Here is an 18,807-nt window from a genome sequence, read left to right on the forward strand (position 1 = left end):
ACGCGGCAGTCAGGAGGAGGGCCCGCATGACAATCGACGTGCGCTATCCGGATCTCGAGGGCGCATCCGTCCTGATCACCGGCGGCGGAACCGGCATCGGCGCCTGCCTGACGGAAGGATTTCACCGGCAGGGCGCGCGCGTCGCCTTCATCGACATCGCCGACCGTGCCAGCCGGGATCTTTGCCGACGGCTGGAGGAGGAAACCGGCCGAGAAGCGCTGTTCCTGCATGCCGACCTGCGCGACATCGACGCCCTGAAGGCCGCGGCGGCCATGGCCGAGCACCAGAACGGACCGGTCGATGTGCTGGTGAACAACGCCGCGCTCGATACTCGCCACGCGATCGAGGAGGTCACGCCGGATTTCTGGGACGAGAATCAGGCGATCAACCTGCGCCACCAGTTCTTCGCCGTGCAGGCGGTGACGCCCGGGATGAAGGCCGCCGGCAAGGGGTCGATCATCAACTTCACGTCGACCGCCTTCATGATCAACGGCGGCGGCTTTCCCTCCTACACGGCGGCGAAGGGCGGCGTGGTGGGCCTGACCAAGGGATTGGCCGGCGCGCTCGGCCCGTTCGGCATTCGCGTCAACGCCATCGCTCCCGGCTGGGTGCTGACCGAGCGGCAGCGCGCGCTGTGGGTTACGCCGGACGCGCTGAAGGCGCATGTCGACCGCCAGTGCCTGAAGATCGAGATCGAGCCCGAGGACATGGTGGGGCCCTGTCTGTTCCTCGCTTCGAACGCATCGCGCGCGATGACGGCGCAAACGCTGATCGTCGACGCAGGCAGCGTCTGAACGGGGATCCGAAAGCGGCGGTGGCGAAGGCAATGGTGCGGGGAGGAGAAACGAAGATGGGCGACGGCTACACGGTGCTGTGCGATATCAGCTGCGCGTTGGGCGAAGGGCCTTCCTACGATCCGGCCAGCGGAAAGCTGTTCTGGTTCGATATCGAAGGGATGCGACTGCTCGAGAGGTCCTTTCCCGATGGCCAGACCATCGTGCACCACTTGCCTTTCATGGCTAGCGCACTCGGGTTCGTCGACGAGCGTACGCAGTTGATCGTAGCGGAGGACGGGCTCTACCGGCGCCATGCCGACAGCGGGACACTGGCGCTCCATACGCCGCTTGAGGCCGAGAACGAGACGACGCGGTCGAACGATGCGCGCGTCCACCCCTGCGGCGCTTTCTGGATCGGCACCATGTCGAAGCGCGAAGAGAAGGCCGCGGGCGCAATATACTGGTTCCTCAAGGGTGAAATCCGCAAGCTCTATCGCGACGTCACCGTGCCGAACTCGATCTGCTTTTCAGCCGACGGGACGATCGCCTATTTTACCGACACACCGACGGGGCTCCTGATGAGGGTTTCCTGCGATCCGGCGACGGGCCTCCCGATCGGCGAGCCGTCGGTGTTCATCGATTGGCGCGGGCAGGATGGATACATCGACGGCTCGGTCGTGGATGCAGAGGGTGTGTTGTGGAACGCCCGCTGGGCGGCCGGAGCGGTCGATGCTTGGAGCCCGCGTGGTGACCGGATCCGGACCATTGCCCTCCCGGCGAAGCAATCGACCTGCCCGGCTTTCGCCGGCCCCAACGCCGAACGCATGATCGTCACTTCGGCCGCGCGTGGACGCGACATCGGCCGCGAACCATTGGCAGGACAGACATTTCTGGTCGACCTGCCAATGCGTGGTCGTTTCGATCCGAGGGTGGCGCTCGCCTGAAAGGGCCATGCGGAACGGAAACCGGACACTCGGCCGACAATATGTCGGGATAGGCTTCCGCAACGGCAACTTGCGAATTGCAACGGGGCGACCTTTGCCCCTAATGTATGCATGATCGTCGCGCGGGGGTGACGCGAGTGGTCATCTAAACAACGAACGTCGAGACTCCGGGCCAACGACAGGCGCCCGGCGGGGGCATCATGCTGGATTCGCCGATCCTGATCCTCGTCTACGAACCCGAGCGCGCCTGCCAGGCGCGCCTGGCCGCCGAGGGCTATACGCCCGACCGCGCCGCCGAGATCAGTTCCTACCTTGCGCAGTCCACCGATATCGCGGCGGAACTCGAGCCGATTGCGCGGGAATGCAAGCAACGAGGCATCGGCTTCGTGCCGCTGGCGCTCGACGACCTGCCGAGGCTGATCACAGCCTATGGCCAGAACGTGCTGGTGTGGACCATGACCGACGGCATCGCGTATTTCCGCGGCGGCGCTGCGCCCGCGCTGGCCCGGCTGGAAGGTCTTTCGGTGCTGGGGTCGGATGATTCGCTGTTTGCACTGTGTCAGGACAAGTTCCGCTCCGGCGCGGTCCTGCGGGCACACGGCATGCCGACGCCGGAGGCTGGCCTCGCACGCGATGGAAACTGGATCGCTCCGCCGCCGACCACCGAGAATGGCTGGTTCGTCAAGCCGAACCGCCTTGGCGCGAAAATCGGCATCTGGCCGGATTCGCATTGCCGCACACCTGAGGAAGCGCTGGATATCAGCCGCCGAATTCACTCTTACTACCGAGACGATGCGATCGTGCAGCGATACGTCGCCGGGCGAAACGTGCGGGCAAGCTTCCTGGCGGTGGAACCGGACAGCGGCCCCAAGGCGGTCGGCGCGGTCTTCGTCGATTCCGGCGGCGATTTCCAGACGATGGCCGACAGCCTCGCCCTCCACGGAGACACCGGCAGCGCGGCACGCGCGGACGGACGCTACGTCGAACCGGAACTCGTCAGCGTGGCGAGCCGCCAGCCGGGCGCGGATGCAGCAATTCGCACCATCTGCGGGCAACTGATGGAGCATCTGGGCTTGCGCGACGTGTTTTCCGCAGACTTCCGTGTCGAGGCGGACGATTCCGTCCACCTGCTGGAGTTCGAAGTCTGCCCCGGCCTGCCATGCTTCGATTTCCGGGACTATTGCCGGCGGCAGTGGGACCTGTCGCTCGCCGAAGCGATCGCCGAGACGGCGGCGCGGCGGCTCAGCTGAGCCTGTCGATGCAGACGGGTGTGTGACCGGAGCGGATGAAGCCGAGCTGCTGCGCGGCGGCCTTCGACAGGTCGAGCACGCGCCCCTTGGCGAAGGGGCCTCGGTCGTTGATGCGCACGACGACGGACTTGCCGTTCGCCTTGTTGACGACCTTGATCTTGGTGCCGAAAGGGAGGGAGCGGTGGGCGGCGGTCATGGCCGCGGGGTTCATGCGTTCGCCCGAAGCGGTCTTCGAAGTGAGCGCGTACCAGGAAGCGGCGCCACATTGGGCGGAGGCGGTCCCGGTCGAGAAAGTAAAGGCGAGCGAGGCCGCAATCATGGCTGCGGCGGCGTTCAGACGATGTCCCATTCCGTGGGGATACTCCGGTTGTTGCGTTCGGAGGGCTCGCTATAGGCCGATTGTGTTCATCGATAGCCTTGGTTCCGGAGATCGCCGTCACTCTTGGAGTCTTCACGTAATACTACCGGCTGTCATTGCGTCGGACCAAGCTGGCCGGGACAATCATTCATGGCCCCCCGAAGAGCTTTTGAAGGCGTCATGTCAGCGCCTCGGAGAGCCGCTGCGTGCCAGTTCTCGCGCACTCGAAAATTCATCATATGACTTCTCAAACTTGTATTGACACTTCCCGCTTGGCTGCCATACCAAGACGGCAAGAGGCGCAGCGACAGGCGCCCGTCGACTGGGAGAGGAACGGGCCAGGTGGCAGCACTGCTCGACGATGACCGACTGTTTCCGCTCGATTCCGCGGCGCGGGATCTGGCGCGAGCGCTTTACGAGACCGTACGGGATCTTCCGATCGTCAGCCCGCACGGCCACACCGACCCGCGGTGGTTTGCCGAGAACGCGGCCTTTCCCGACCCAGCCCAGCTGATCGTCGTTCCCGATCACTACATCTTCCGCATGCTGGTGAGCCAGGGTGTGAGCCTGGACGCGCTCGGCGTGCCGCGCGCCGACGGCAGCGTGGAGCAGACCGACGGGCGGGCGATCTGGCGTCTCTTCGCGGAGAACTACCATCTGTTTCGCGGCACGCCGACCCGGCTCTGGCTCGACCATACCTTCGAGAACCTGTTCGGAATGGAAGTCCGGCTGTCTGCGGGGACCGCCGATCTCTACTACGATCACATCGCCGAGTGCCTCGCGACAGAGGCCTATCTTCCACGCGCACTTTTCGAACGCTTCAAGCTGGAAGTGATCGCCACCACCGAAGGCGCGCTCGACCCGCTGAAATGGCACCGCCAGATCAAGGACTCGGGCTGGAACGGCCGCGTCATTACGACCTACCGCCCCGATGCGGTCGTGGATCCCGAGTTCGAGGGCTTCGCGGCCAACCTGGTCCAACTCGCCGCGCTTACCGGCTGCGACACGAGCGACTGGAGCGGCTACCTGGAAGCACACCGGCGGCGGCGCGCCTATTTCCGCGACCACGGCGCGACGGCGACCGACCACGGCCATCCGACCGCCGACACGGCCAACCTCTCTCCGTCCGAAGCGGCGGCGCTTCATGCCCGTGTCGCGAAGGGCGGAGCCAATGCCGCCGACGCCAACCTGTTTCGCGCCCAGATGCTAACCGAAATGGCGAAGATGAGCGTCGAGGACGGCATGGTGATGCAGATCCACGCCGGATCCTGGCGCAACCATTCGGGCTCGGTCTTCGCCAGCCATGGCCGCGACAAGGGTTTCGACATCCCGCGCCGCACCTCCTACGTCGACGCGCTGAAGCCGATGCTGGACGTGGTCGGCATGGAGCCCGGCCTGACGGTCATTCTCTTCACCCTCGACGAGACGGTCTATTCGCGCGAGCTGGCGCCGCTTGCCGGCGTCTATCCGTGCCTGCGGCTCGGCCCGCCCTGGTGGTTCTTCGACAGCGTGGAGGGCATGAAGCGCTTTCGCGCCGCCGCCACCGAAACGGCCGGCTTCTACAACACCGTCGGCTTCAACGACGACACGCGAGCCTTCCCGTCCATCCCGGCGCGCCACGACGTGGCACGGCGAGTGGACTGCGGCTACCTCGCCGAACAGGTCCGCGCCGGCCTGCTCGTGGAGGAGGAGGCGGCCGAACTCGCACACGATCTCGCATACCGGCTGGCGAAGGCCGCCTACCGGCTCTGAGGAAAAGTCAGGAAACAGGGAGGAAACCATGAACCTGATGAGGAAACTGACCGCGGCTCTCGCCGTTTCGGTCGCATTGTGCACAGCCGCCTACGCACAGGACATCCTGCTGCGTTCGTCCGACACGCACCCGGATGGTTATCCAACGGTGGAAGCGGTCAAGTACATGGGCGAGTTGCTGAAGGAGCGCTCCGCCGGCCGCATCGCCGTCGAGGTCTACCATTCGGCCCAGCTGGGCGAGGAGAAAGACACGATCGAGCAGACGCGCGCCGGCGTGATCGACCTCAATCGCGTGTCGATGGGTCCGTTCAACGGACTGGTGCCAGAGACACGCGTCGTCTCGCTACCCTACATCTTCCGCTCCGTCGAACACATGCACAAGGTGATGGATGGCGACATCGGTGCCGACATCCTCTCCGGCTTCGAAGCGCATGGCCTCGTCGGGCTCGCCTACTACGATGGCGGCGCGCGCTCCTTCTACAACCGCGAGAAGCCGATCAACTCGGTCGAGGACCTCAAGGGCATGAAGTTCCGCGTCATGCAGTCCGACATCTTCGTCGACATGGTCGCGGCGCTCGGTGCCAATGCCGTGCCGCTGCCCTATGGCGAGGTCTACTCCTCGATCGAGACGGGCGTCATCGACGGCGCGGAGAACAATTTCCCGAGCTACGAATCCGCCAAGCACTCCGAGGTCGCCAAGCACTACTCGCTCGACGAGCACCTGATCGTGCCGGAAGTTCTGGTGATGGCGAAGTCGTCCTGGGACAAACTGTCGGCCGACGACCAGGCGCTGGTCAAGCAGGCGGCGCGTGACTCGGTCGCCAAGCAGCGCGAGCTGTGGGCCGCCCGCGAGGAAGCATCGCGAAAGATGGTCGAGGACGCCGGTTCGCAGATCACCACACCGGACAAGCAGCCCTTCATCGACGCGATGGGCCCGGTCTATGAAAAGCATGTGACCGACGACAAGCTGAAGAGCCTCGTCGAGCGCATCCGGGCCGTCCAGTAAGGCAATCGGCGGACGGGGCGCGGCGAAAGCCGCGCCCTTTCTCGCGAAGGCGCGAACACGATGCAACACAACCAGGGTTCCGGCGCCCTCGCCGCCACGGCCCGCCTGCTCGGGATGATCAGCACGACCGCGCTGTGGACCGCCGGCGCCGGGCTGGTCGTCATGACCGGCATGGTGGCCTACCAAGTCTACTGCCGCTACGTGCTCAACGACAGCCCCAGCTGGACCGAGCCGGGCGCGGTGATGCTGATGAGCTGGTTCATCTTTCTCGGCGCCGCCGTAGGCGTGCGCGAGAACAATCATCTCGGCTTCGACATCCTGCTTTACATCCTTCCGCGCGGCGGCAAGCGCGTGCTGCGCATGATTTCCGATCTCGTCATCCTGACCTTCGGTCTGGGCATGATCTATTACGGGCTCCAGCTCGTGCAGCTGACCTGGAACGCGATTCTTCCCTCGCTCGGCATCTCCGGCGCCTTCGACTACATGCCAGTGGTCGGCGGCGGCATCCTCGTGTCGCTGTTCACCATCGAGCGAATCGTGCTGCGGCTGGCGGGCGCGCCGGTCGACGAGGGACTGGAGCTCGCGAGTCCCGAAGCGGAGGTTGAGCTCGACGCCGCGAGCGACATCACCGGGACGAAGGGTTGAACCATGGAACTGTGGATCCTCTTTGGCACCTTCGTGACGCTGATGCTGATCGGCACGCCGATCGCGTTCTGCCTCGGCGTCGCGAGCTTCGCCACGGTGGCCTACATGGGCCTGCCGCCGCTGGTTGTGTTCCAGCGGCTGAACTCGGGCATGAGCGTCTTTTCGCTGCTCGCCATCCCCTTCTTCATCTATGCCGGCGACCTGATGGTGCGCGGAGGCATCGCCAGCCGCATCGTCGCCTTCGCCGGATCGCTGGTCGGGCACCTGCGCGGCGGGCTGGGACAGGTCAACATCGCCGCCTCGACGCTGTTTGGCGGCATTTCCGGTTCGGCGGTGGCGGAGGCGGCCGCCGTCGGCGGGCTGATGATCCCGCAGATGAAGGCGCGCGGCTACGGCGTCGACTATGCCGTCAACGTCACCTCCATGTCGGCGCTGATCGCGCTGCTGTTGCCGCCCTCGCACAACATGATCATCTATTCGATCTCGGCGGGCGGGAAAATCTCGATCGCCGACCTGTTCACGGCCGGCATCATCCCCGGACTGATGCTGGCGGGCGCGCTGATGATCACCGCCTATTTCGTGGCCAAGAGCCGCGGCTACCCGACGGAGCCCTTCCCCGGCTTCCAGGCGGTGGCGCATCTCGCAGCCGTCGCCGTGCCCGGCCTGCTCCTGATCGCCATCATTTTCGGCGGTGTGCGGGCGGGCATCTTCACTGCCACGGAAAGCTCCTGCGTGGCGGTGCTCTACGCGCTGCTGGTAACGGTGTTCGTCTACCGTCAGATGAAGTGGGAAGCCTTCGTGGACGCGACGCTGGGCGCGGTTCGCACCACGGCCATGGTGCTCCTGATCATCGGCACGGCGGCGGCGTTTTCCTGGCTGATGGCGTTCCTGCGGGTGCCGGCCTCGCTGGTGGCGGCGATGAACGCGGTATCGGAAAATCCATACGTCATCCTGCTCCTTATGAACTTCCTGCTGCTCGGGCTCGGCACCTTCATGGACATGGGGCCGCTGATCATCATCGCCACGCCGATCTTCCTGCCGGTGGCGCAGGCCTATGGCGTCGACCCGGTGCATTTCGGCGTGATCATGATCCTCAATCTCGGCATCGGCCTGAACACACCGCCGGTGGGCGCGGTGCAGTTCGTGGCCTGTGCGGTGGGCAAGATCAGCGTCTGGCGCGCGATGCGCTCGATCTGGCCGTTCTACGGCGCGGGCCTGATCGTGCTCGGCTTGATCACCTACGTGCCGGCGTTGTCGCTGTGGCTGCCCAGCGTGTTCAAGTGAGGACGCGATGAGCGAGACCATCCTCCAGGAACCCAGGCCGGAGCGGCGGCCGAAACTTGCCGACCGGGTGGTGGCCGAACTGCGCCAGCAGCTGATCGCCGGAACGCTGGCCCCCGGCCAGAAGCTGCCGACAGAGAGCCGCTTGACGCAGACCTATGGTGTCAGCCGCACTGTGGTGCGCGAGGCAATCGCTGCGCTCGCCGCCGACGGCCTGGTGGAGCCGCGCCAAGGCGCCGGCGTCTTCGTCGTCGAGCAGCCGGCAAGCGCCTTCAGCCTGATATCGGCCGAGGTCGGCAACAAGATCAGCCACGCGCTCAACGTGCTGGAGGTGCGTATGGGCATCGAGATCGAGTCGGCTGCGCTGGCCGCGCAACGGCGCAACAGCGCCCAGGAGGCGCGCATCTACGAGGCGTATGCCGATTTCGACCGCCAGCTCGGGGCGAGGCAGGCCACGGGAAAATCGGACTTTGCCATCCACCGCGCGATCGCGGCCGCCACCAACAACCCATTCTACGTCGAAGTGTTGGACGCGCTTGGCGGCCGCACGATCCCATGCGACGTGGCTTCCCCCTGGGGCACCGAGAGCGTCCTGACGGTGGACTACCAGGTCGGTCTGCAGCGCGAGCACTGGAAGATCATCAAGGCCATCTCCGCTGGAGACGGCCAGGCGGCCCGCGACGCCATGCGCGCGCACCTCACCGCCAGCCAGCAACGTTACCGGGAGCGTCTCGCGGGGTTCGATCCCGCGACCATTACCACGGCCTCCCGCCCCCGCGGATCGTGACGCACGCGATCGCGCAGCCAAGAGAAGGTTCATGACACATAAACTTGCCAACACCGAGTATTCGTCGCGCTTCGCGATCGACCCCGCCGCGGGCGCCGCCATGGGCACCGACGAACTGCGGCACCATTTCCACATTCCGGACCTGTTCAAGCCGGGCCTCGTGTCCCTGACCTATACGCATTACGACCGCATGATCGTCGGCGGTGCCCTGCCCGTCGACGGGACGCTTTCGCTGGAGGCGATCAAGCCGACAGGAACGATAGCCTTTCTCGATCGGCGCGAGCTGATCGCCGTCAACATCGGCGGCGCGGGCACCGTAACAGTCGAAGGCGAGCGCTTTGCGCTGGGAGCGCGCGACATGATTTATGTCGGGATGGGCGCGCAGGACGTCCGCTTCGCCTCGGACGACGCGAGTTCTCCCGCGAAATACTATCTTCTCAGCGCGCCAGCTCACCAGACACACCCGACCCGGCTCATCCAGATCGACGACGCCAAGCGGCTCGATCTCGGCAGCCGCGAGACTTCCAACGAGCGCTCGATCTTCCAGTTCGTGCATCCCGAGGGAGCCAGAACCTGCCAACTCGTGGTCGGCATGACGCAACTCGTCGCCGGCTCGGTCTGGAACACCATGCCCTGCCACGTTCACGACCGGCGCTCGGAGGCCTATCTCTACTTCGCGCTGGCCGACAACGCCTGCGTCTTCCACTTCATGGGCGAGCCGGACGAGACGCGCCATCTCGTCGTGCGCAACGAGGAAGCGATCCTGTCGCCCGGCTGGTCGATCCATTCCGGCGCCGGCACCTCCAACTACGCCTTCATCTGGGCGATGGCCGGTGACAATGTCGATTACACAGACGTCGATCCCGTCGGCATGGGAGACCTTCGTTGAGAAGCGTCTTCGACCTGACGGGGCGCCGGGCGATGGTGACCGGCGCCAACACAGGGATCGGCCAGGGCATCGCCGTCTCGCTGGCGCAGGCCGGCGCGGAAATCCTGGCCGTCGGGCGGTCTTCGATGGCCGAGACCCGAGCTACGATTGAGGCTGAGGGCGGCAAGCTGGTCGAGATTTCAGCCGATCTCGGCGACACGGCCGGTGTGGCGGCGATGTTCGACGGCGCCTGGAATGCGCACGGTCCTATCGACATCCTCGTCAACAATGCCGGCATCATCCGCCGCGCCGATGCGGTCGACTTCACGGAAGACGACTGGGACGCGGTGATGGACGTCAACCTGAAGTCCGTCTTCCTGCTGTGCCAGGCCTTCGCCCGCAAGGCCTTCGCGACCGAACGCCCGGGCCGCATCGTCAACGTCGCGTCGCTGCTCTCCTTCCAGGGCGGCATACGCGTTGCCTCCTACACGGCGTCGAAGAGCGGGCTCGCCGGACTGACGAAGATCCTCGCCAACGAGTGGGCGGCGAAAGGCATCAACGTCAACGCCATCGCGCCGGGCTACATCGAGACCAACAACACCGAGGCGCTGCGCAACGACCCGGTGCGGCGCGAAGACATTCTGAAGCGCATCCCGGCCGGCCGCTGGGGCCAGGCCTCCGACATCGGCGGGACGGCCGTGTTCCTGGCCTGCGACGCGTCAAGCTACGTTCATGGCGCCGTGATACCCGTCGATGGCGGCTGGCTGGCGCGATAGGAGAACCATGACCATGGACAGTGCGATTTTCGTCCGCCCGAGCGACAGCCAATGGACGCCGACCGATCCGGGCGTCAGGCGGCGCATCCTCACCCACAACGATCAGTTGATGATCGTGGAGTTCGCGTTCGAGCAGGACGCCGTGGGCAAGCTTCACAATCATCCGCACATCCAGGCGTCCTATGTGGCGGAGGGCAGCTTCGAGGTGACGATCGACGGCGTGACGGAAGTTCTGTCGAAGGGCCAGAGCTTCATCGTGCCATCGAACGCGGTGCACGGCGTGCGCGCACTGGAATCCGGACTGCTGGTCGACAGCTTCACGCCGGCCAGGCAGGATTTTCTCACCCCCGCGTGAAGGTAAGGCAGCGTTGATCCGCGCTGTCCAACCGCCTTCGGAACGCGTTGACCAAGCCATCCCGCCGGTCCATCTTTCGGCCTCCAACCCCGCATCCATTCCCGGACACAGACAAACACCATGCAGCAGGCGGAAATCGGACTGATCGGGCTCGGCGTCATGGGCTCGAACCTGGCGCTGAACATTGCCGAGAATGGATACCGCGTAGCGGTGTGGAACCGTACGACCGAGCGGACGAGCCGCTTCGTCGAGACGGCAGGCGCGCTCGCCGACATGATCGTACCCTGCGAGACGCTGGAAGACCTCGTCGCGGCAATCCGGCCGCCGCGGCCGATCATCCTGATGGTGCAGGCGGGTGCGGCCGTCGACGAGCAGATCGCGGCGCTGCGGCCGCTCTTGTCGGCCGACGACATCCTGATCGATGCCGGCAACGCCAATTTCCGCGACACGATGCGCCGATTTTCCGAGCTGGACGGTTCGAGCCTCACCTTCATCGGCATGGGCGTCTCGGGCGGCGAGGAAGGCGCGCGGCATGGCCCCTCCATCATGGTCGGTGGAACGCGGGCCTCCTGGCTGCGCGTCAAGGCCGTGCTGACCGCGATCTCGGCGAAATATCAAGACGCGCCCTGTGTGGCGTGGCTCGGCACCGATGGCGCCGGGCATTTCGTCAAGACCATCCACAACGGCATCGAATATGCCGACATGCAGATGATCGCCGAAATCTACGGCATGCTGCGCGACGGAGCGCGGCTCGACACCGACGCCATGGCGCGGCTGTTCGAGCGGTGGAACGGCGGGCGGCTGGAATCCTACCTGATCGAGATCACGGCCAAGGTGCTAACGGAGGCCGATCCCGCGACCGGCCGGCCGATGGTCGACGTGATCGTCGACAGCGCGGGCCAGAAAGGCACGGGGCGGTGGGCAGTTATCGAGGCGCAGATGATGGGCGTACCGGCAACCGCGATCGAGGCGGCGGTGGCCGCGCGAGGTCTCTCAGCACTGATGGCCGAGCGCGGGGCCGCCGAGGCGCTCTACGGCACGCCGACGAAGGGTTTCGAGCGTGCCGAGGGGCGCAACGCGATCGACGACCTGGAACTCGCCCTGTTCGCCGGCAAGATCGCCGCTTACGCGCAGGGTTTCGCGGTGATGGAGGCGGCGTCGAAGGAATTCGACTGGGGCCTGCCGATGGCCACGATCGCCCGCATCTGGCGGGCCGGCTGCATCATCCGCTCGCAGTTCCTGGATACGATCGCCGAGGCCTTCGAGGACGGAGACGTCGCCAACCTGCTGGCGGCGCCGCGCTTCGTGGACCTGATGAAGGAGTCCGTGCCGGCGCTGCGCCGGACGGTTGCGCGGGCAGCGCTCGCCGGCATTCCGGTGCCGGCCCTTTCGGCGGCGCTCGCCTATTTCGATGCCTATCGCGCCGCGCGCGGCACCGCGAACCTGATACAGGCGCAGCGCGATTTCTTCGGCGCGCATGGATTCGAGCGGATCGACGCATCGGGCGCACATCACGGGCCGTGGGGCGGCTGAGCCGTCGGTTCATTCCGAGAGCATCAGAGGGAGGCCGCATGGCCCAGTGGACACCGGCGGACGACCGCTACCAGACGATGACCTACAACCGCTGCGGCCGTTCCGGGCTGAAGCTGCCGGCCGTGTCGCTCGGGCTGTGGCACAATTTCGGCGAGGATATGCCGCATCGCACCAAGCGAGCCATCTGCCGCAAGGCTTTCGACCTCGGCATCACGCATTTCGACCTCGCCAACAATTACGGTCCGCCGCCCGGCGCGGCCGAAACCGCCTTCGGCGAGATCCTGCGCACCGATTTCGCCGGCTATCGCGACGAGATGGTCATCTCGACCAAGGCCGGCTACGGCATGTGGCCCGGCCCCTATGGCGAGTGGAGCAGCCGCAAGTACCTGCTGTCCTCGCTCGACCAGAGCCTGAAGCGGCTCGGGCTCGACTATGTCGACATCTTCTATTCGCACCGCTTCGATCCCGAAACGCCGCTGGAGGAGACGATGGGCGCGCTCGACCAAGCGGTGCGCTCCGGCAAGGCGCTCTATGCCGGCCTCTCGTCCTACAATTCGCAACGCACGCGCGAGGCCGCGGCGATCCTGAAGGATCTCGGCACGCCCTGCCTGATCCATCAGCCGAGCTATTCGATGATCAATAGGTGGGTGGAGGAGGACGGACTCTTGGACACCGTGTCCGACCTCGGCATCGGCACCATCGTGTTCTCGCCGCTGGCGCCAGGCATGCTGACGTCGAAATATCTCGGCGGGATCCCCGAAGACAGCCGCGCTGCGCAAGGCAAGTCGCTGCGCCCGTCCTTTCTCAACGAACGCACCATCGAGAACATCCGCGCGCTCGACACGATCGCGAAACGGCGCAGCCAGACGCTGGCGCAGATGGCGATCGCCTGGGTGTTGCGCGCCCAGGGCTCGGGGGGCCGCGTCACCACCGCGCTGATCGGCGCGAGCCGCCCCGAGCAGGTGGAAGACAGCGTCGGCGCGTTGAAGAACCCGCATTTCAGCGCCGAGGAACTGGCCGAGATCGACCAGTACGCGCGCGAAGGCGACATCAACATCTGGGCCGCCTCGGCGGAACGGCAGGGCCCGGCGCGGTAGCCCCCTTCGGCGGCGCGACGGGGCCGGAACGCCGATCCTGTCTTGCGCCACAAATCTGTAACGTTACAGATGGCGTCGTCATCTGGAGGAAGAAAGCAAGCCATGATCCGCAACCCGATCCTGCCGGGCTTCAACCCGGACCCCTCGATCTGCCGCGTCGGCGGCGACTTCTTCATCGCCACCTCGACCTTCGAGTGGTATCCGGGCGTGCAGATCCACCACTCGACCGACCTAGTGAACTGGCGACTGGTGACGCGGCCCCTCACCCGCGCGAGCCAGCTCGACATGCGCGGAAACCCGGATTCGGGCGGCATCTGGGCGCCTTGCCTCAGCCATGCCGACGGGCTGTTCTGGCTGGTCTACACCGACGTGAAGCGGCTGGAGGGCAACTTCAAGGACGCGCACAACTACATCGTCACCGCGCCGTCGATCGAGGGGCCGTGGTCGGACCCTGTCTACGTCAATTCGAGCGGCTTCGACCCGTCGCTGTTCCATGACGACCACGGGAAGAAGTGGTTCCTGAACATGCAGTGGTGCCACGTGTCGAACGGCGTCGGCGGCAGCCCCAAGCACCCGTCCTTCGACGGCATTCTCATGCAGGAGTATCACGCGGAAGCCGGACAACTCGTCGGGCCGATCCGCAACATCTTCGCCGGAAGCCCGCACGGGCTGGTCGAGGGGCCGCATCTCTTCAAGCGAAACGGCTGGTACTACCTCACCACCGCCGAGGGCGGCACGGGTTACGACCATGCCGTCACCATGGCGCGCTCGCGCGACATCGCTGGCCCCTACGAACTGCACCCCGACATCCATTTGATCACCGCCAAGGACGCGCCCGACGCGCCGTTGCAGCGCAACGGCCACGGCCAGATCGTCGAGATGGCGGACGGGACGGTCTACCATACGCATCTGTGCTCGCGGCCCCTGCCCGGCACGCGGCGCTCGCCGCTCGGGCGCGAGACGGCGATCCAGAAATGCGTCTGGGGCGAGGACGGCTGGCTGCGGCTGGTTCATGGCGGCCTGGTGCCGGCGCTCGAGGTCGAGGCGCCGGCCGGCGCGCCGACGCCGGTCGTTCGTCCAGCCGTTCGCCATGATTTCGACGAGCCGGCGCTGCCCCTCGACTTCCAGTGGCTGCGCACGCCGCTGCCCGAGCGCCTGTTTTCGCTTGCAGAGCGGCCTGGACACCTCAGGCTCTTCGGGCGCGAGTCGATCGGCAGCTGGTTCGAGCAGGCGCTGGTGGCGCGGCGGCAGGAAGACTGGGATTTCGACGCCGAGACGGCGGTGGCGTTTGCACCAGAGACCTACCAGCAGGCCGCCGGGCTGGTGCACTATTACAACCGGCACAAGTTCCACTTCCTCGCCGTCACCTTCCATCCTGGCAAGGGTCGCGTGCTCCAGATCATGTCTTGCCTCGGCGACTGGCAGAACGGCCGCCTGACCTTCGGGCTGGATGAGCCGTTGACGATCGGCGGGGACGGTCCCGTCGGTCTGGCCGCCGAGGTTCGGGGGGCGGCGCTGCGCTTCCGCTACAGGCTGGGCGCGGCGGACTGGACGGACATCGGCGAGGTTCTCGACGCCAGCCTGATCTCCGACGAAGGGGGCCGCGGAGAGCACGCGTCCTTCACCGGCGCCTTCGTGGGCATGGCCGCCTTCGACACCAGCGGCCGGGCAAGACCGGCCGATTTCGACAGCTTCACCTATACGCCCCGGTAGGCAACGTTCTTCATGTTTCCTGCTTGTGCTTGATCTTGCGACCGATCGGGTTAACCTGTCGGCTTGTTGGAGATGGGAGGCAGCATGTTGAGGAAGTTCGTTTTTGCGGCGGCCATGGCCCTGATCGCCGCTCCCGCCTTCGCCCAACTGGCGGACGAGATGACCTGCAAGCAAGCCGTCACCTACTACGAGAAGCACGGCGTCATCCAGGTCATCGCCAACGGCAAGTTCGCGGTGCCGGTGAAGGTCGGCGTTCCGGTTTCGCAGGCATCCACCCTCCAATGCGAGGGCGAGGGCCAGCAGCCCCGGGCCTATACGGTGAGCACCCGGGATGCATGGCGCTGCACCATCGCGATGACCTGCTGAGCGGACCCGTTCCGGCGCCAGACCCCGACCGGCCCTTGCCGCCGCGGTTGATAGTTACATTTTCAATGGTTACGAACGCAACGAATTGATCGGCAGGCGGTCCGACCGCCGGACGAGGGAGGCTTTCCGTGACCTTTGCCTACATGCCGGGCTTCGGCAACGACTTCGAAACCGAGACGCTGGCCGGCGCGCTGCCGCAGGGACGCAACTCGCCGCAACGCCCGGCCTACGGGCTCTATGCCGAACAGCTTTCAGGCTCGCCCTTCACCGCCCCGCGCGGCACCAATGAGCGCTCCTGGCTCTATCGCATCCGGCCTTCGGTGAAGCATCACGGCCGCTTTTCGGCCGCGACCTACCCGTTGTGGAAGTCGGCGCCGAACGCCGGCGACCACGACCTGCCGCTCGGCCAGCTGCGCTGGAACCCGGTGCCGATGCCGACGGAGCCGACCGATTTCATTGCCGGGGTACGCACGGTTACCACGGCCGGCGACGTGTTCGGGCAAGCAGGCATGGCGGCGCACATCTACGTCGCCAATACCGACATGGTGGACGACCATTTCTTCAACGCCGATGGCGAGCTGATGGTGGTGCCGCAGGTGGGTGGCTTGCGCTTCGTGACCGAAATGGGCGTGATGGAAGTGCTGCCGGGCGAAATCTGCGTGTTGCCTCGCGGCCTCACTTTCAAGGTGGAGCTGATGGACGGCCCGGCCCGCGGCTACATGTGCGAGAACTACGGCGCCAAGTTCACCCTGCCGGATCGCGGACCGATCGGCGCCAACTGCCTGGCCAACCCGCGCGATTTCAAGACGCCGGTCGCCTGGTATGAGGAAAAGGAAACGCCCTGCCGGCTGATCGTGAAGTGGTGCGGCGGCTTCCACGTCACCGGGATGGGGCATTCGCCGCTCGACGTGGTGGCCTGGCACGGCAATTACGCGCCGTACAAATACGATCTGTCGACCTTCTCGCCGGTGGGCGCGATCCTGTTCGACCATCCCGATCCGTCGATCTTCACGGTGCTGACCGCGCCATCCGGCGAGGAAGGCACCGCCAACATCGACTTCGTGATCTTCCCGCCGCGCTGGATGGTGGCGGAAAACACGTTCCGCCCGCCCTGGTACCATCGCAACATCATGAGCGAGTTCATGGGGCTGATCCATGGCAAGTACGACGCCAAGGAGGAAGGCTTCGTGCCGGGCGGCATGAGCCTGCACAACATGATGCTGGCGCATGGTCCCGATGCAGACGGCTTCGACAAGGCGTCGCGGGCCGAACTGAAGCCGGTGAAGCTCGACCACACGATGGCGTTCATGTTCGAAACGCGCTTTCCGCAGCTCCTGACCCGCTACGCCGCCGAACTGGACACGCTGCAGGACAATTACGTGGACTGCTGGGACGGGCTGAAGAAGCGCTTCAACGGCACGATCGAGGGGGACTGGAGCTGATCCTTCGAGGCTCGCTGCACTCGCACCTCAGGATGAGGGGCGGAGGCTCGCCGCGTTCGCACACCCTGGATGAGGGTCGGCGCGTCCGCCTTCGCGATAGACGCACCGTGGCGACGAGGATAGGGCGCTGAACACACAGCGAGGACGGTTCGCGCCAAGCGCCGGCTTCCCGGGGTGCGAGCCCTAACGACGCCCCGAACGGGGACAAGACATTTGCGAGGCGAGCCTCGAACGACGCACGACCTGATTGAAAGCAAGGGAAGAGACATGGCCAAGCAATTCGCCTCCGCCGGAGACATGACCGAGAAGGAGATCTCCTTCACCGAGATCGGACGCGACCTGTGGGCCTTCACCGCCCAGGGCGACCCCAACACCGGCGTCATCATCGGCGACGATTCGGTGATGATCGTCGACGCGCAGGCAACGCCCCGGCTCGCCAACAAGGTGATCGAGAAGATCCGCTCCGTCACGGACAAGCCGATCAAGTATGTCGTGCTGACCCACTACCACGCCGTGCGCGTGCTCGGGGCCTCGGCCTATGGCGCGTCGGAGACGATCATGTCGGCCAAGGCGCGCGCCATGGTGGTGGAGCGCGGGCAGGAAGACTGGGATTCCGAATTCGGCCGCTTCCCGCGCCTGTTCCAGGGGCACGAGTCCATTCCCGGCCTGACCTGGCCGACCATGACCTTCACCGACGCCATGACGCTGTTTCTCGGCAAGCGGCGCGTCGACCTGACGTTCCTCGGACGCGGCCATACGGCCGGCGACATCGTCGCCCACGTGCCGGATGCCAACGTGATGTTCACCGGCGATCTCGTGGAATACCACTCGGCCTGCTATTGTGGCGACGCGCATTTCGCCGACTGGCCGGCGACGCTGGAGGCGATCCGCGCCTACGGGCTGGACGCCATCGCGCCGGGACGCGGCGATGCACTGGTGGGCGAGGAGATGGTCAATTCCGCACTCGACAACACCGCCGACTTCGTTGCCTCGACATACCGGCCGATCGCCCGCGTCGCGCAGGGCGGCGGTTCGCTGAAGGAGGCCTGGGACGCCTGCCGCGCGGCCTGCGACCCGAAGTTCGCTTCGTATGCGATCTACGAGCACTGCCTGCCCTTCAACGTGGCGCGCGCCTATGACGAGGCGCTGGGCATCGACACGCCGCGCATCTGGACCGCCGAGCGCGACCAGCAGATGTGGGAGCGGCTGCAAGGCTGAAGCGCAGCCCGGGAGGAGCCGGATGGGCGGGGGATCAGGCAACAGATCGGGACCGGGGAGCATGGCCGGACCGGGCGGCAGGCGCTGCGTGGGCGGCATAGCCAGACGGAGCAACAGAGCCGGAGGGGGCGACGAACCTTCGCGCGCCGTCATCTTCGGGCTTGTCCCGAAGATCTGCCGTGCGTCGCCCATGGGACCCAACGGTCACTGCGCCGACCGCCTCGCCCATGCGCCGTACGGGGAGGTTTCGATCTACCGAGACCCGTCGGCAGATCCTCGGGACAAGCCCGAGGATGACGGCGTCGCGGGTTGGGTCACGTACTCATCCCATTCGGGACCGAGTTCGTCCCAGTTTTCTGGAAGTTCGAACTGGCCCTCGAAAGCACCGACGCGCGGCAGCTTCGGCGCGGCGGGCGTTTCCGTTGCCGACAGTTCCGCCACCAGTTTCCCGTCGCGGGTGACTTCGATGCGTTCGCCGGCATCGGCGCGGCGCAGGAGTTCGCCGATGCGCGCCTCGGCCTCCTCTGCCGTCACGCGGATCGCGCTGGCCAGCCGTGCAGGCTCGTTCATGGCAGACACCCTGTTTCGTCTCAATCTAAGCCAATCCGGGCCGGCCGACAAATCCGGCGCCCACCAGCCA

The 18,807-nt window shown here is 65.8% G+C and carries 19 protein-coding genes; 17 read left to right on the top strand and 2 right to left on the bottom strand.

The genetic code is table 11. The annotated features are described in order from the left end of the window. Positions 1-26: 26 nt before the first annotated feature. From EJC49_RS04480 to EJC49_RS04490, 3 genes are all read left to right on the top strand, one after another. Entirely contained in the window at positions 27-794 is a 768-nt protein-coding gene (locus tag EJC49_RS04480) for an SDR family NAD(P)-dependent oxidoreductase (protein WP_126698268.1), read from the top strand. A 56-nt stretch (positions 795-850) separates the two neighbouring features. Continuing rightward, positions 851-1,720 carry an SMP-30/gluconolactonase/LRE family protein gene (locus EJC49_RS04485; protein ID WP_126698269.1) on the top strand — a complete coding sequence of 290 codons (870 nt, stop codon included), beginning with the start codon at positions 851-853 and terminating at the stop codon, positions 1,718-1,720. 200 nt (positions 1,721-1,920) lie between these two features. After that, positions 1,921-2,970 carry a D-alanine--D-alanine ligase family protein gene (locus tag EJC49_RS04490; protein ID WP_126698270.1) on the top strand — a complete coding sequence of 350 codons (1,050 nt, stop codon included), beginning with the start codon at positions 1,921-1,923 and terminating at the stop codon, positions 2,968-2,970. Here the strand turns inward: EJC49_RS04490 and EJC49_RS04495 are convergent. Next, the gene (locus EJC49_RS04495; protein ID WP_126698271.1) at positions 2,963-3,319 is read right to left on the bottom strand and encodes a septal ring lytic transglycosylase RlpA family protein; all 357 of its coding nucleotides are present in this window, start codon (positions 3,317-3,319) and stop codon (positions 2,963-2,965) included. The genes EJC49_RS04490 and EJC49_RS04495 overlap by 8 nt on opposite strands. A gap of 351 nt (positions 3,320-3,670) precedes the next feature. On the opposite strand from EJC49_RS04495, the gene uxaC reads away from it, so the two are divergent. From uxaC to EJC49_RS04565, 14 genes are all read left to right on the top strand, one after another. Next, positions 3,671-5,080, top strand: coding sequence for a glucuronate isomerase (gene uxaC / locus EJC49_RS04500; protein WP_126698272.1), 1,410 nt, complete (start codon positions 3,671-3,673; stop codon positions 5,078-5,080). A gap of 28 nt (positions 5,081-5,108) precedes the next feature. Continuing rightward, entirely contained in the window at positions 5,109-6,086 is a 978-nt protein-coding gene (locus tag EJC49_RS04505; protein ID WP_126698273.1) for a TRAP transporter substrate-binding protein, read from the top strand. A gap of 60 nt (positions 6,087-6,146) precedes the next feature. Next, entirely contained in the window at positions 6,147-6,731 is a 585-nt protein-coding gene (locus EJC49_RS04510; RefSeq protein WP_425358797.1) for a TRAP transporter small permease, read from the top strand. Between the two features lie 3 nt (positions 6,732-6,734). After that, entirely contained in the window at positions 6,735-8,015 is a 1,281-nt protein-coding gene (locus tag EJC49_RS04515) for a TRAP transporter large permease (RefSeq protein WP_126698274.1), read from the top strand. Positions 8,016-8,022: 7 nt separating this feature from the next. Further along, positions 8,023-8,799 carry a FadR/GntR family transcriptional regulator gene (locus tag EJC49_RS04520; RefSeq protein ID WP_126698275.1) on the top strand — a complete coding sequence of 259 codons (777 nt, stop codon included), beginning with the start codon at positions 8,023-8,025 and terminating at the stop codon, positions 8,797-8,799. Between the two features lie 31 nt (positions 8,800-8,830). Then, positions 8,831-9,688, top strand: coding sequence for a 5-dehydro-4-deoxy-D-glucuronate isomerase (gene kduI / locus EJC49_RS04525; RefSeq protein WP_126698276.1), 858 nt, complete (start codon positions 8,831-8,833; stop codon positions 9,686-9,688). After that, positions 9,685-10,443, top strand: a complete 759-nt coding sequence (gene kduD / locus EJC49_RS04530; protein ID WP_126698277.1) for a 2-dehydro-3-deoxy-D-gluconate 5-dehydrogenase KduD — start codon at positions 9,685-9,687, stop codon at positions 10,441-10,443. Before kduI ends, kduD begins: the two co-directional genes overlap by 4 nt. 13 nt (positions 10,444-10,456) lie before the next feature. After that, positions 10,457-10,798 (top strand): cupin domain-containing protein, encoded by a 342-nt coding sequence (locus tag EJC49_RS04535; RefSeq protein ID WP_245453262.1) that lies wholly within the window; start codon positions 10,457-10,459, stop codon positions 10,796-10,798. Positions 10,799-10,918: 120 nt separating this feature from the next. After that, positions 10,919-12,331, top strand: coding sequence for an NADP-dependent phosphogluconate dehydrogenase (gene gndA / locus EJC49_RS04540; protein WP_126698279.1), 1,413 nt, complete (start codon positions 10,919-10,921; stop codon positions 12,329-12,331). A 38-nt stretch (positions 12,332-12,369) separates the two neighbouring features. Beyond that, the gene (gene mgrA / locus EJC49_RS04545) at positions 12,370-13,428 is read left to right on the top strand and encodes an L-glyceraldehyde 3-phosphate reductase (protein WP_126698280.1); all 1,059 of its coding nucleotides are present in this window, start codon (positions 12,370-12,372) and stop codon (positions 13,426-13,428) included. Between the two features lie 102 nt (positions 13,429-13,530). Then, a complete protein-coding gene (locus EJC49_RS04550; RefSeq protein WP_126698281.1) occupies positions 13,531-15,141 on the top strand; it encodes a glycoside hydrolase family 43 protein in 1,611 nt (536 codons plus the stop codon). 84 nt (positions 15,142-15,225) lie between these two features. Then, a complete protein-coding gene (locus tag EJC49_RS04555; protein WP_126698282.1) occupies positions 15,226-15,507 on the top strand; it encodes a hypothetical protein in 282 nt (93 codons plus the stop codon). A 128-nt stretch (positions 15,508-15,635) separates the two neighbouring features. After that, positions 15,636-16,949 (top strand): homogentisate 1,2-dioxygenase, encoded by a 1,314-nt coding sequence (gene hmgA / locus EJC49_RS04560; protein ID WP_126698283.1) that lies wholly within the window; start codon positions 15,636-15,638, stop codon positions 16,947-16,949. A 267-nt stretch (positions 16,950-17,216) separates the two neighbouring features. After that, positions 17,217-18,167, top strand: a complete 951-nt coding sequence (locus EJC49_RS04565; protein WP_126698284.1) for an MBL fold metallo-hydrolase — start codon at positions 17,217-17,219, stop codon at positions 18,165-18,167. 252 nt (positions 18,168-18,419) lie between these two features. Here the strand turns inward: EJC49_RS04565 and EJC49_RS04570 are convergent, their stop codons facing one another. Then, the gene (locus EJC49_RS04570) at positions 18,420-18,737 is read right to left on the bottom strand and encodes a type II toxin-antitoxin system Phd/YefM family antitoxin (protein WP_210211750.1); all 318 of its coding nucleotides are present in this window, start codon (positions 18,735-18,737) and stop codon (positions 18,420-18,422) included. Positions 18,738-18,807: the final 70 nt, after the last annotated feature.

This window comes from Aquibium carbonis, from assembly GCF_003970795.1.
Classification (GTDB): domain Bacteria; phylum Pseudomonadota; class Alphaproteobacteria; order Rhizobiales; family Rhizobiaceae; genus Aquibium; species Aquibium carbonis.